This window comes from Faecalibacterium sp. i21-0019-B1, assembly GCF_042852915.1.
Lineage (GTDB): Bacteria > Bacillota > Clostridia > Oscillospirales > Ruminococcaceae > Faecalibacterium > Faecalibacterium taiwanense.
Map to the genome: position 1 here is coordinate 2,869,986 of NZ_AP031425.1, position 13,776 is coordinate 2,883,761.

At 58.8% G+C, this 13,776-nt stretch carries 11 protein-coding genes; 1 reads left to right on the forward strand and 10 read right to left on the reverse strand.

Going from position 1 to position 13,776, the window contains the following annotated elements:
- Positions 1-8: 8 nt before the first annotated feature.
- From ACGHP1_RS14285 to ACGHP1_RS14330, 10 genes are all read right to left on the reverse strand, one after another.
- On the reverse strand, positions 9-1,112 hold the full coding sequence (locus ACGHP1_RS14285) for an ABC transporter permease (protein WP_337679915.1): 1,104 nt from the start codon (positions 1,110-1,112) through the stop codon (positions 9-11).
- Position 1,113: 1 nt separating this feature from the next.
- Complete coding sequence (locus tag ACGHP1_RS14290) at positions 1,114-2,049, reverse strand: ABC transporter permease (RefSeq protein ID WP_005936865.1); 936 nt, start codon at positions 2,047-2,049, stop codon at positions 1,114-1,116.
- Between the two features lie 163 nt (positions 2,050-2,212).
- Positions 2,213-3,910, reverse strand: coding sequence for a peptide ABC transporter substrate-binding protein (locus tag ACGHP1_RS14295; RefSeq protein WP_390509729.1), 1,698 nt, complete (start codon positions 3,908-3,910; stop codon positions 2,213-2,215).
- A gap of 431 nt (positions 3,911-4,341) precedes the next feature.
- Positions 4,342-4,860, reverse strand: coding sequence for a hypothetical protein (locus ACGHP1_RS14300; RefSeq protein ID WP_390509730.1), 519 nt, complete (start codon positions 4,858-4,860; stop codon positions 4,342-4,344).
- Between the two features lie 112 nt (positions 4,861-4,972).
- Positions 4,973-6,547: a ribonuclease Y gene (gene rny, locus ACGHP1_RS14305; protein ID WP_005936849.1), complete on the reverse strand. Its 1,575-nt coding sequence runs from the start codon at positions 6,545-6,547 to the stop codon at positions 4,973-4,975.
- Between the two features lie 381 nt (positions 6,548-6,928).
- Complete coding sequence (locus ACGHP1_RS14310; RefSeq protein WP_097774150.1) at positions 6,929-8,695, reverse strand: tyrosine-protein phosphatase; 1,767 nt, start codon at positions 8,693-8,695, stop codon at positions 6,929-6,931.
- 125 nt (positions 8,696-8,820) lie between these two features.
- Positions 8,821-9,549: a glucosamine-6-phosphate deaminase gene (gene nagB, locus ACGHP1_RS14315; protein ID WP_005936840.1), complete on the reverse strand. Its 729-nt coding sequence runs from the start codon at positions 9,547-9,549 to the stop codon at positions 8,821-8,823.
- A 231-nt stretch (positions 9,550-9,780) separates the two neighbouring features.
- Positions 9,781-10,656: an L-serine ammonia-lyase, iron-sulfur-dependent, subunit alpha gene (sdaAA, locus tag ACGHP1_RS14320; RefSeq protein WP_097774199.1), complete on the reverse strand. Its 876-nt coding sequence runs from the start codon at positions 10,654-10,656 to the stop codon at positions 9,781-9,783.
- Positions 10,657-10,675: 19 nt separating this feature from the next.
- Complete coding sequence (sdaAB, locus tag ACGHP1_RS14325; RefSeq protein ID WP_154256401.1) at positions 10,676-11,344, reverse strand: L-serine ammonia-lyase, iron-sulfur-dependent subunit beta; 669 nt, start codon at positions 11,342-11,344, stop codon at positions 10,676-10,678.
- Between the two features lie 39 nt (positions 11,345-11,383).
- Complete coding sequence (locus ACGHP1_RS14330; RefSeq protein WP_154260958.1) at positions 11,384-12,604, reverse strand: dicarboxylate/amino acid:cation symporter; 1,221 nt, start codon at positions 12,602-12,604, stop codon at positions 11,384-11,386.
- Between the two features lie 209 nt (positions 12,605-12,813).
- Between ACGHP1_RS14330 and ACGHP1_RS14335 the strand changes: the two genes are divergently transcribed.
- Positions 12,814-13,707 carry a LysR family transcriptional regulator gene (locus tag ACGHP1_RS14335; RefSeq protein WP_118528432.1) on the forward strand — a complete coding sequence of 298 codons (894 nt, stop codon included), beginning with the start codon at positions 12,814-12,816 and terminating at the stop codon, positions 13,705-13,707.
- Positions 13,708-13,776: the final 69 nt, after the last annotated feature.

The following is a 13,776-nucleotide window of genomic DNA, read 5'->3' on the forward strand; positions in this document are numbered from 1 at the left end:
GTTCCTCCTTACATACTCTTCATCTTGGGGTCCAGAGCCTCGCGCAGGCCGTCGGCCACGAGGTTGAAGCTCATCATCAGCAGGCTCATGACCACCATCGGCGGGATGATCTGATAAGGATGGGTGGTGAAGCTGTTGTACAGCTCGCTGATCAGAGAACCCAGCGAGCACTGCGGCACCGGGATGCCAAGACCCACAAAGGACAGGAATGCCTCGGTGAAAATTGCGGTGGGGATGCTGAACATGACCTGCGTGATGATAGGTCCGATGATGTTGGGCAGCACTTCCTTGAAGATGATGAAGAAGCTGCCTGCACCCAGCGTGCGGGAGGCCAGCACGAACTCCTGATCCTTCAGCTTGAGCATCTCAGCGCGGGCAATGCGGCTCATGCCCACCCACTCGGTGAGCATCAGAGCAAAGATAATGGTGATCATGCCGGGCTTGAGCACCAGCAGAAGCAGCGTGACGATCACCAGACGGGGGATGCCGTTGGCAACTTCCAGAAAACGCTGCATCATCATATCCACCTTGCCGCCAAAGTAGCCGGAGATCAGGCCGTAGCTCATGCCGATGACCATATCGATGATGGCGGCGGCAACCGCGATGATCAGGGACACGCGGGCACCCTCCCAGGTACGGGTCCAGATATCGCGGCCATAGGTGTCGCTGCCGAACCAGTAGTAGACATCCTCCTTGCCCTTTTCCACATAGGCATTCACTGTCTTGGAACCGGTGGTGGTGCTCATTTTCTCGTCACCGTTGAAGATGCCGAAGTTCTCCAGCATCTGCACGCGGGGCGCAAAGTTTTTCTGGCTCAGCTCCTGACCGGAGTAGGTATACTCGTTCATGCCGGGGCCAAATGCCGCCAGCAGCACGATAAAGACAACGAGGATCAGGCCGAGCACCGCGCTCTTTTTGCGGAAGAAGCGCACCCGCACATCCTTCCAGAAGCTCTGTGCGGCAAAGTTCGAGTCCATTGCGATCTCTGCGTCGTTATGCTTGAGCGCAAAGTCCTTCTCGTTGAAGGTATGCTCGGAATACATGGTATCCACTGCGCTGACGATGGCATCAGCCGTGGCTTCGCCGCCCAGGTGAATCGCTTTTTCTGCCATATCAGTCGTCCCCCTTTGCCAAGCGGATGCGCGGGTCGATGATGCCGTACAGCAGGTCAACGACCAGCATGATGCCAATGTACATGGCACTGTAGATGAAGCTCAGGCTGATGACCACATTGTAGTCGTTGGACTGGATGGCCGTCACCAGCAGGCTGCCCACGCCGGGAATGGCGAAGATCTTCTCCACCACCAGCGAGCCGGTCATCAGGTCCACGATCAGCGGGGCCAGCACGGTGATAATGGGGATCAGCGCGTTGCGCAGCGCGTGGCGGAAGATCAGCGCCGGGCCGGAAATGCCCTTGCTCTCGGCCAGCAGCATATAATCGGAGTCCAGAACCTCGATCATTTCACTGCGGGTAAAGCGGGCAATGGAAGCCATGGTGAACATGGACAGCGAGATGCTGGGCAGCACACTGGAGCCGAACACGTCCTTTGCGGAGAACAGCATGGGGAACCACTTGAGCTTGAAGCCAAAGGTATAGCTCAGGGCCAGTGCGATCACGTAAGACGGCACCGACACGCCGATGACCGAGATGATGGTGGCCAGCGTGTCGAAGATGGTGTCCCGCTTGAGGGCTGCAATGATGCCGAGCACAAGGCCCACGATGGCACCCAATGTGACAGCCATGCCGCCCACACGGATGGAAATGGGCAGACGGGACTGGATCAGCTGGGAGATGGGCGTGTTCTTGGAGATATTGTAGCTGACGCCGAAGTCACCGCGCAGCATGTTGGTCACATAGCGGAAGAACTGTACATAGATGGGCTGATCCAGACCGTACTTTGCGTACAGGGATGCGCGCATTTCCGGCGTCAGCTTTTCATCGTTGAAGGGCGAACCGGGCATCAGCTGCATGAGGATGAACAACACCAGCAGGATGGCCAGCAGCGTAAACAACGAAGTGATGATACGCTTGAGCGTGTATTTTTTCACGTTGGGTAGACCCCCTTAAAGTTTCTTCTCCGCCCTGCACGGGGCAGAACGGCTCCCGCCTGCCGCGGTCAGCCGTGCACCGCACGCGGACAGTGCAAAAGCCAAAAAGTCGCACAGCGGCATTTTCGCTGCCACTGTGCGGCATTTCAGTTCTCGATCAGGATCAGACGCTCTTCTTTGCGTCCTTGTAGACGCGGTTCAGAGCAACCGGGTGGAAGTCCACGCCGGTCACGGCAGAAGAAATCATCTCGGCGTTGCACTGACCATACAGCGGGAAGATGGCGGCCTGCTCCAGCACGATGGACTCAGCGTCATACATGGCTTCCCAGCGGCCCTCGGGATCGGTGCACAGATCGCCGGTGGTGCACTCTGCGATGACGGCATCGTAGTCAGCATCGCTCCACAGACCGTAGTTGTTGGAGTTGCCGGTGACCCACATGCCCAGATAGGTCATGGGATCGGCGTAGTCGGGGCCCCAGCGGGTCAGGCCGATCTCAAAGTTGCCGTCCTGCATATCCTGCACGCGCTGCTTCTTGGGCTCCACCTTCAGCTCCAGAGTAAAGCCGGGCAGAGTGGTCTGCAGCTGCTCCTGAACGACCTGAGCGACCTTCTGAGGAGCATCGTCGGCATCGACGACCATGGTGAAGGAGAAGGAATCCTTGCCCAGCTCAGCCTTGGCCTGCTCGTAATACTCTGCAGCCTTGTCGGGATCGTATGCGCAGAACTCTGCAAACTTGGTCTGGTCGGCGCTGAAATCGCTGCCGTCCGGGCCGGTGGCGAACTGTGCGGGCACTGCGGTGTAGGCGGGAGAAGAGCCGTCCTTCAGCACGTCATTGGTGATGGAATCACGATCCAGTGCAAAGGTTATGGCACGGCGCAGGTTCAGGTTTGCCAGCTCCGGCACAGCGTCCATGTTGGGGCTGATGTACCACAGGTAGCCGGCACCCACGCTGGTGAACTCGGGGTCGTCCTTGACCTGCTCGACCTGCTCGCCGTTCAGCAGGGTGATATCCAGATCGCCGTTCTGATAGCTCATCAGAGCCTGCTGGCTGTCCTTGATGACCTGATAGTTCAGGCCGTCCAGAGCAATGCGGTCAGCATCGTAGTAGTCGGCGTTCTTCACCAGCTCAAAAGCGGTGGCGGCCGGCTCATAGCTGGTCAGCACGAATGCACCGTTGGACAGCACGGTGTCTGCGCTGGTGCCGTAAGTATCGCCGCAGCTCTCAAAGAACTTCTGGTTCATGGGGTAGAAGGTGGGGAAGTACATCAGGCTCAGGAAGTAGCTGACCGGAACGTTCAGCTCCACCTTCAGGGTCTTGTCGTCCACTGCGGTGATGCCAAGATCGGTGACGGGCTTGTTGCCTGCAATGATATCGGCGGCGTTGACCACCTGACCGATATCGCTCAGCATGTAGGCGTACTCGGATGCGTTTGCGGGGTCAACAGCACGCTGCCAGCCAAACACGAAGTCTGCTGCGGTAACGGCATCGCCGTTGGACCACTTTGCATCCTTCAGGTGGAAGGTGTAGGTCTTGCCGTCCTCGCTCAGCTCATAGCTCTCTGCCAGAGCCTCCACGGCTGCACCGTTCGCATCCATCTGCATCAGGCCGTCGGTGTAGTTGGCGATGACCTCAAAGGAGGTGCCGTCGGTAGCCAGCTGGGGGTCCAGAGACTGGACTTCGGTCTCCAGCATGACGTTCAGCACACCGCCCTCAGCAGAGGCGGCTGCACCAGAAGCAGCGGTGGAGCCGGAAGCAGCGGTGCTGGAAGAGCCGCCGCAGGCAGTCAGAGCCAGTGCAGCAGCCGATACGCCTGCAGCAGCCAGGAAGCTGCGGCGAGAAATACGACGATCGAATTTCATATTTTTTCCCTCTCTCTTACCTCAATGCTTTATTGAAGTAAAGCATTGAATGGTGAAAAATGCACAAAGGTTTTTTGCTCCTCCTCTGGAGCGCTGCACACCTTTGTGCGATATCCGCATTATACGCTGTTCCGCCTGAAAAGGAAAGGCTTCCGGCTGTTTTTCTGTGCTTTGACCAATGGTCAGCAAAAATTTTGTTTTTGTTTTTGTGCAGTTTTGAAGATATACTGTAGTTGCTCAAAATACAGTTTCACGAAAACATGAGTTTTTTGTGTTTTTCGGGGGAACAGATGAAGAGATTTCACCTGCGTATTTTCATTTTTTGTGTATAAGTCGTACTTTCAACCTGTTTTTTTGTGCACAGACCAGACACAAAAAATCCCTGCTGAAAACGCACCGTTCTCAGCAGGGAAACACCGTTTTTTCGGTTTTTAGGCAAACATAGCCACTACGTAAGTCTCGCCGCCGTATTCAATGAACACCGCGCCCATCTGTTTGCAGCCTGCCGCATAGCTGCGCAGTGCGCTGCCCGCCTCGCTCAGCGGCGGAGCATACAGGTAGCCGGTAAAGCCCCATTCGTTGTTCATTGCAAGGCCGATCACCACGCCTCTGGGCAGGAACAGAAAGCTGGTGGAATGATCAATAAAATCGTACACATTCGTATCCAGCATGGCACCGGAGCCGGTGGTCATGGGCACCTTGCGTGTCAGCAGGCCGGACTGGGTGGTCAGCTGGGTGGAGTCCTCCACCAGCCAGTCTGCCAGACGGCTGGCTGCATCTTCCAGATCGGTATTATAGGTCAGGCTGGGGTCTACCTCTTTCATCAGGGCCTTGGCCTGTTCTGTATCCTTCTGCACCGTGCCGTCCATCAGTGCACTGCATCCGGCCAGCACCGCCAGTGCCAGTGCACCCGCCAGCAGGCAAGCCAGCCATTTTCTTGCATGTTTCATATAGTGGTTCTCCCCTTTCGGTCTGTTTTTCTCCATGATACCTTTTTTGCCGCCGGATTACAAGCAGAAAAAAGCTGCTGTGCATCTGCACGGCAGCTTTTTGGGCAAAACTTTATTTTGCGTACTCCACAGCGCGGCTCTCGCGGATCACATTGACCTTGATCTGGCCGGGGTAATCCAGCGTGTCCTCGATCTTCTTGGCAATGGAGCGTGCCAGCAGGATCACCTGATCGTCGCTGATGACATCGGGCTTGACCATGATGCGCACTTCGCGGCCTGCCTGCACGGCAAAGGCCTGCTCCACACCCTCGAAGCTGGAAGAGATCTCCTCCAGATTTTCCAGACGCTTGACGTAGCTTTCCACGTTCTCGCGGCGGGCACCCGGGCGTGCAGCGCTGATGGCATCGGCAGCCTGAATGATGAAGGCCAGCGGGGTCTTGGGTTCCACATCGCCGTGGTGAGCCTCAATGGCATGGATGATCTGGGTGTTTTCCTTATACTTGCGGCAGATATCCACACCGATCTGCACATGGCTGCCCTCGATCTCATGATCCAGTGCCTTGCCGATATCATGCAGCAGACCGGCACGGCGTGCCATGGTCACGTTCACACCCATTTCGCCTGCCAGCAGACCGGCCACCCATGCCACCTCCATGCTGTGGGTCAGGGCGTTCTGGCCAAAGCTGGTGCGGTACTTCAACCGGCCGATCAGCTTGATCAGGTCGGGGTGCAGACCATGGATGCCCAGCTCCATCACGGCACGCTCGCCCTCGCGCTTCATCTGCAGCTCCAGCTCGTGGCGGCACTTTTCCACCGTCTCCTCGATGCGGGCGGGGTGGATGCGGCCATCGCCGATCAGGCGTTCCAGCGTCATGCGGGCCACCTCGCGGCGGGTCTGGTCGAAGGAGGACAGGGTGATGGCCTCCGGGGTATCGTCGATGATCAGGTCCACGCCGGTCGCGGTCTCCAGAGCGCGGATGTTGCGGCCCTCGCGGCCGATGATGCGGCCCTTCATTTCATCACTGGGCAGCGGCACCACGCTGACGGTGGTCTCGCTGCAGTGGTCGGCAGCGCAACGGCTGACGGCCTGACCGATCAGGTTGCGTGCGATGTTGTCGCAGTTCTCCTTCAGGTCGGTCTCGTAGGCGGCAACGCGCACGGCCTTTTCGTGGGTCAGCTCCTCGTCCACCTTGTGCAGCAGCACCTCGCGGGCGTCCTCCTGACTCAGACCGGCCAGCGTTTCCAGACGCTCCATCTCCTTGGCGCGCAGGGCGTCGATCTCTGCCAGACGCTCCTCGGCCTCAGCAGCGCGCTTTTTCAGCTCCTCTTCCTTCTTTTCCAGTACCTCGGTCTTGCGGTCGAGGGCGGTTTCCTTCTGGTCGATGCGGTTCTCCTGACGGCTGATCTCCGCACGGCGCTGCTTGATCTCCTTATCGGCTTCTGCCTTCTGGGCATCCACCTCGGCCTTCAGCTTGAAGGCCTCGTCCTTTGCTTCCAGAACCGCTTCCTTGCGTTTCTGTTCTGCGGTCTTGATCGCTTCGTTCACCAGACGGGTGGCCTCGGCTTCCGCACTGCCGATCTGGGCTTCGGCGGTCTTTTTACGGTTGTTGTAACCAATAAAATAGCCTGCACCGATGCCCGCAGCAAGCGCGACGATCAAGATCACGATCCAGATGATCGTGGACATCGCATTTCACTCTCCTTTGTTAAAATTCAAAATTCTGAATCATAAGCAGGAGACGCTGTAGGGCAGGTGTAGGCTGCAAACATTTTTTATAAGTGAGCTTTCAATGCAAAAAGTGGCAACAAGACCACACGCACGGCAAATACCGCACGGACAGGCTGCAAGCTTTTCTATCTACAGTTCTATCTTATATAAAAACAGGCAGGCTCTGCCTGTAAGGGACACGGGTCACGGGAACGACCTGCACACAGCGTCTTTTATTCCATACTACTAATTATAGTACGAAACAATTGCCCGCTTGTCAAGAGGAAAACCCTGCCCCGCAGAACATTTTGTGCAGAAAACAGGGACAGTATCCGCACCGGATGCCGTCCCCGTTCCCGTTTATTCCAGATACATCCTGCGCAGCCGCATCAGGCGCGCAGGGGTCAGGCCGTATTCGGCTTCCAGATAGTTCTCGGCGCTGCCGTATTTTGCGCGGATGGTGCGCAGCACAAAGGGTGCGGTTGCCGGGTCCACGCCCGCCTTGCGGTAATAGCGCATCCGGCAGGCCGGGTTTGCCGCGATCTCTTCGGCGTGCTCCGCCAGCACTGCGTCGATCTCAGCCTTGCGGCAGAGATTCGTGCGCTCATAGTCCGCACAGATCGTCTCATCCGAAGCGCCCAGTGCCAGCAGAATGAGCATGGCCGCCACGCCGGTGCGGTCCTTGCCGGCCGAGCAGTGGAACAGGATGGGGGTCTCGCCTGCTTCCAGCGCACGGAACAGCTCCTTGAACGCCTTGTTGCCAAACAGCATCCGCTCGTACATAGCCTGCACGAAGGTGCTTCCGTCGGCGCTTTCTTCATAGCCCTTCATCAGGGCGGCGATATCATCCGGCGCAAAGGAGATCTCGTGGCCGTCCTCGGCGCACAGGCCGCAGATCTGCACCAGACGTGCACCGTCCGGTACGTAGTCCGGTTCTTTCTGCACTTCCCCGCTGCTGCGCAGATCAAGGATCAGGCGCAGGCCCAGCGCGTCCAGCTTCGCGCGGTCGGCCTCACCGGTGAGCTTGCAGGTAGGGATTCCGCGCCAGATCTGGCCCCACTTGATATGCTTGCCCTCGTCGGCTTCGTAACCGCCCAGCTCCCGGAAGTTGGTGCCGCCGGCAAAATCCAGCTGGGTGCCGGGCACCGGGTGGGCCGGTGCAGCCTTTGCCGCAGCGCTGGACAGCACCGGGAAATTGTAGAACGGCTTTGCGGGCCGTCCGCGGCGGGGCGGCAGGCTGGCCGAACCGCCCAGCACCTCCATCAGGTAGCTGCGCAGCAGGTCGATGTAGGCGGAGGAATGATCCCGCCGCTGCACCAGTGAGACGCACAGCGGGGGCAGATCTTCCAGCAGCACATCCCGCACACGGTCCAGTTCTCGTCTGGCTCCCGGTTCATAGCGGGTCAGACAGGTGCAAAGCTGCTCCTGCACAAGATAATAGGCCTGATAAAAGCTGGGGCCGATCTCCGCATTCGGCGCAAAGCCCAACCGGGCGCAGGCCGACCACAGCGGGCTGAACAGATCCTGCCGCAAGCTGGGCAGCAGCACCCGCTGACCGCGCAGCTCTGCCAGCGGGATGCTCTCCTTATCCCAGAACGCATGCCCCCGAGGCACCAGCAGGCAGGCAGGGTCTGCCCGCAGGGTGGTGCGGGCCAGTACCGGCGCAGCACAGCCCAGATCGATGACCAGACCCGCGTCCAGCTCCCCCTGCTCCACATCGTCCGCCACCGCATCGTTGTCCATCATGCGGAAGCGCATCTCCACATGGGGATACTGCTGGCGGAACTTGTCCAGCTGGGTCTCCAATCCGGGCAGGTAGTCCGGCACCAGCGACACGCTGATGCCGATGCGCACCGGCTGCGCCGACTGGATCTCGGCCCGCAGGGATGCCTGCATCTGCTGGAACTGCTCCACTACCGGCGCGGCATGGCGCTGCAGGCTCATGCCGCGGTCGGTAAGGGTGAGCTTGTGGTGGGCGCTAAGGAACAGCGGCCCGCACAGCTCGGCTTCCAGCGCAGAGATGCTCTGCCGCAGTGCCTGCCGTGACAAAAACAGCCGCTGTGCCGCGCGGCTGTAATTCATTTCATCGCACAATACCAGAAAGTAGTGCAGCTGGCGGATATCCATGGTTTCCTCCCTGAGAAAAGTGTCATATATAAAAGAATACCGCCTTTTTGCGCGATTGTAAAGCCGTTGGCAGCAAAAAACTGCCGCACAGCATTGCACCGTGCGGCAGTCAGAGCGTGGAACGATCAGATCAGGCTCAGAGCTTCCTCGTCGCCCACCAGCGTGAAGTCCGGATGCATCTGCAGGATGCTTGCGGGCACCTCCGGAGTGACGGGGCCGAAGAATGCCTTCTTGACGATCTCGGCCTTGCCTGCGCCGTTTGCCACCATGAGCACCTTGCGTGCCTGCATGATAGTCTTGATGCCCATGGTATAAGCCTGCTTGGGCACCAGATCCACATTGCCGTCAAAGAAGCGCTTGTTTGCCTCAATGGTCTCGGCGGTCAGGTTCACACAGTGGGTCTCCAGCTCAAAGGCTTCGCCCGGCTCATTGAAGCCGATGTGGCCGTCGTGGCCGATGCCCAGCAGCTGCAGGTCGATGCCGCCCACAGCGTGGATGATCTGGTTGTACTTTGCGCAGGCATCCTCTGCATCGGGGTTGGTGCCGTCCGGCAGGTTGATCTTTGCAGGGTCGATGTTCACCTTGTCGAACAGGTTGCGGTGCATAAAGCTCCAGTAGCTTTCCGGGTGCTCCTTGGGCAGGCCGCGGTACTCGTCCAGATTGACGGTGGTCACCTCAGAAAAATCAATGTCGCCCTTGTTGTACCAGTCCACCAGCTGTGCATACGCGCCCACGGGGGTGCCGCCGGTCGCCAGACCCAGCACGCAGTTGGGCTTCATAATGACCTGTGCCGAAATGATATTGGCTGCCTTGCGGGACATATCCGCATAATCTTTTGCACGAATGATCTTCATTACAAACGACCTCACTTATCATCTTTTTTGCCGCTCTGCACGGGCTGCGCAGAGCACTTCTGCGTTTAGTTTATCACATTTCGCAGACAAGCGCCAGTCATCCCGGCCATCTTTTCGGTGTGTTTGCACAAAAAGATGCAAAGCCCCGCCGTTTGGGCCGGCATTTCCGGTCACGAACGCGCAAAAACGCCGCCGGGCGTTTCCACACCGGCGGCGCTGCATGTTGAAAGATCAGTTCCCGCTGCACAGGCCGCAGGCGGCACAGGCGGCGGGGGTGGCGGCACAGCCGCCAAGGGCGGTCTCGCGCAGCTCGGCGGGCAGGCGCTTGCCCACAGCGTACATAGCGTCCAGCATCTGGTCGAAGGGGATCAGCTGACGGATGCCGCTCAGGGACAGTTCTGCTGCAATGAGGGCGTTGGCCACACCGGCAGCGTTGCGGTTCTGGCAGGGGTACTCCACCAGCCCGCCTACGGGGTCGCACACAAGGCCCAGCATGTTCATCAGCACGGTGGAAGCTGCATCCAGACACTGCTGCGGGTTGCCGCCCATCAGCTCCACGGCGGCAGAAGCAGCCATGGCAGACGCAATGCCCACCTCGGCCTGACAGCCGCCCACGGCACCGGCCACGGTGGCGTTGCGCATGGCAAGATAGCCCACGGCACCGGCGTTGAACAGGGCATCCACGATGCGCTGGTCGGAGATACGGTAGCACTCCTGCAGAGCCAGCATCATGCCCGGCACCACGCCTGCAGAGCCTGCGGTGGGTGCAGCCACGATCAGGCCCATGGAAGCGTTCACTTCTAGCACGGCCATAGCGTAGGTCATGGCCTTCTGCAGCACATCGCCGCAGATGTTTTTCTTCTTATTATAATGTGTTTCCAGCTTTTTGGCCTCGCCGCCGATCAGGCCGCCCATGGATTTGATGGGCTTTTTCAGCGGCTGGGTGGCAGAAGCGTGCATGATCTCCCATGCCTTTGCCATGCGGTGATCCACAGCATCCCGGGGCACTTCGCCCAGAATGCACTCCCGCTGGCGCATCACTTCCGAAATGGGCAGTTGGTTTTCCTCGCACAGGTCCAGCAGCTCCTTGGCGGACTTGAAATCCATGTTCATCGCTCGTCCCTCCTTACGGCTGCACGACCATTACATCGTTGATGTTCGGGTTTGCCAGCAGCAGCTGATCCACACCCTCGGGCAGGCGCTCGTCCGACTCCACGATGGTATAAGCCGTATGTCCCTTTCCCTCGCGGAACAGGCGCATGAACGCGATGTTCACGCCGCGGTCGCTGAGGATCTTTGAGATATGCGCCACCACGCCGGGCTTGTCCTTCTGCACCACGATGAGGGCATTGTACTCGCCGGTAAAGTCCACCTCCACGCCGTTGATCCGCACGATGCGCACCTTGCCGCCGCCCAGCGATTCACCGCGCACGGTCATCACCTGACCGGCCGCATTCTCCATGCGGATATCCACCGTGTTGGGGTGGATGTCGGTCTCCACCTCATTGGGGGTGAAGCTGTAGCCAAGGCCGCGGTCGGTGGCAATGGCAAAGGAATCCCGGATGCGGGTATCATCGGCCGAAAAGCCCATGATGCCGCCCAGCAGGGCGCGGTCGGTACCGTGGCCGTGGTAGGTCTTGGCAAAGGAGCCGTAGAGGGTAAAGTCCGCCCGCTTCAGCGGCGGGGCGATCATCTTCTGTGCCAGAAAGGCGATGATCTCCGCGCCTGCGGTGTGGGAGCTGGAAGGGCCGATCATGTTCGGGCCCAGAACATCAAAAACACTGATAAATGCCATGGGGTGTCACTCCTGTCAGGTCAAGAACCGCGCCGCGCATCAGACGCTTGCGCTGCTCTTGTTGATGAACTTCTGGTAGATGGTCTCCACGATCACGCCGATGGCGTTGTCGCCGGAGACGTTGCAGGCAGTGCCGAAGGAATCCTGAGTGATGTACAGAGCCACCATGATGGCGCAGATGGGGCCATTGGGGTCACCGGCCTCAGCGCCAAAGATCATGTACAGGAAGGGCAGAGCGGTCATGATGGAGCCGCCGGGAGCACCGGGAGAAGCCACCATGGCAACGCCCAGCGTCATGATGAAGGGCACCACGGTAGCAAGGCTGATGGGCAGCTGGTTCATCAGGCAGACGGCAGTTGCGCAGGCGGTAATGGTGATCATGGAGCCTGCCATGTGGATATTTGCGCACAGAGGCACCACGAAGTTGCGGATCTGCTCGCTCACGCCGTCAGCCGCAGCGCACTGCAGGTTGACCGGGATGGTGGCTGCAGAGGACTGAGTGCCCAGAGCGGTGGTGTAGCCGGGGATCTGGTTGCGGATCATCTTGAAGGGGCTCTTGTGGCTCACAGCGCCTGCAACGCAGAACTGCAGGAAGATGCAGACCAGATGCATGATGATGACCACCAGGAACACCTTCCACAGGATGCCCAGAATGGCGTAGGTCTTGCCGGACTTGGTCATGTCGATGAAGGTACCGCAGACGTACAGGGGCAGCAACGGGATGATGACGCTGTGCAGCACCTGATCGATGATGCCGGAGAAGTCCTTCATGCCATTATAAAGTGTATCACCGATGGTCTTGCCGCGCAAGGTGGACAGGCACAGGCCCAGCACGAAGGCCAGCACCACGGCAGACAGGGTGTCCAGCAGCGGAGGGATGGAGATGGAGATGTAGCTGGCCAGAGAGTTGTCAGCCGTGGCGGCAATCTGTTCCAGAGCGCCTTCGCTCATGAAGCTGGGGAACAGGCTTGCGGACACCAGATAGGATGCCGAGCCTGCGATCAGGGTGGAGCCGTAGGCCAGAGCCACCGTGATGAGCAGCAGCTTGCCTGCGCCGCTCTTCAGGTCGGCAATGCCCATGGTGACGTAGGCCACGATCATCAGCGGGATGATGAACTTCAGGAACGAGCTGAAGATGCTGGATGCCGTGACGACGACCCGGCAGAACCACACCGGGAAGAACTGGCCGATGATGATGCCCAGCACGATGGCGATGAGCAGCTTCGGCAGCAGTCCGAGCTTGAATTTTTTCTTTTCCATAAGAATAAAATCCTCCTTTTCCTATCCTGACCTTTGTGCAGCACCTGACAGCGCTCTCTCCGCCGCAGCCCGCACGGCCAGCCTTTCACGAAACGTCAAATTTTCACTTGACGTGTTGACACATTTAGTTTAACATAGACATATGCATGATTCAAATTCATAAAAATAAAGTTATGGTTTAAAAATCTTAATAGTAAGGGAGCTTTGCCATGGAAGTGCGCCAGCTGAACACCCTGATCCGTGCCGCCCAGTTCCAGAGCTTTTCCAAGGCAGCGGAAAGTCTGGGCTATTCCCAGTCTGCCGTTACCGTGCAGATCAAAGCGCTGGAAGAAGAGCTGGGTGTGCGCCTGTTCGACCGCATGGGCAAGCGGGTGATCCTGACCGCACAGGGTCAGTGCTTTCTGGAATACGCCAACAGCATTCTGGATACCATCCACAACGCCCGCCGCGCCCTGAGCGAGGATGCCGAGCTGGAGGGCTGCCTGCACATCGGCACGCTGGAATCCCTCTGCTTTTTCCGTCTGCCCGGCCTGATGCATCAGTTCCGGGTGGAACACCCCAAAGTCAGCCTTCGGGTCACTACCGGCTCCCCGGAAGAGCTGATCGAAAAGATGGAGCGCGGCGAGGTGGACCTCATCTGCATTCTGGACGAGCCGCGCTACTCCAACAGCTGGCACAAGTGCAACGAGGTGCCGGAAGAGGTGGTGTTCGTGGCCTCCCCGGACATCGACCTCGGCCACCCCGGCCCGTACCGGGTGGCAGAGCTTCTGGACAAGCCCTTCTTCCTCACCGAACGCAACGCCAACTACCGCCGCACCTTTGACCGGTTTTTGGCTTCCCGCCAGATCGAGCTGACCCCCAGCCTTGAGATCAGCGATACCTCCTTTATCATCAAGATGCTGGAGCGCTCCTCCGGCATTTCCCTGCTGCCGCGCTTCGCTGTGGCCGAGCCTGCGTCCAGAGGAGATCTGCGCATTCTGGAGGTGTCAGACTTCCGGCTGACCATGTACCGCCAGATGTTCTACCACAAGGATAAATGCTGCACCCGGGAAATGGACGCCTTCATCCAGCTGGCCTCCGGGCCGGACCTGCCTCTTTTATAATACAGAAAGCTTTTATAATACAGAAAGCAGCAGACCCCCGGGCGGTAAACCGCCCGGGGGTCTGCTGTG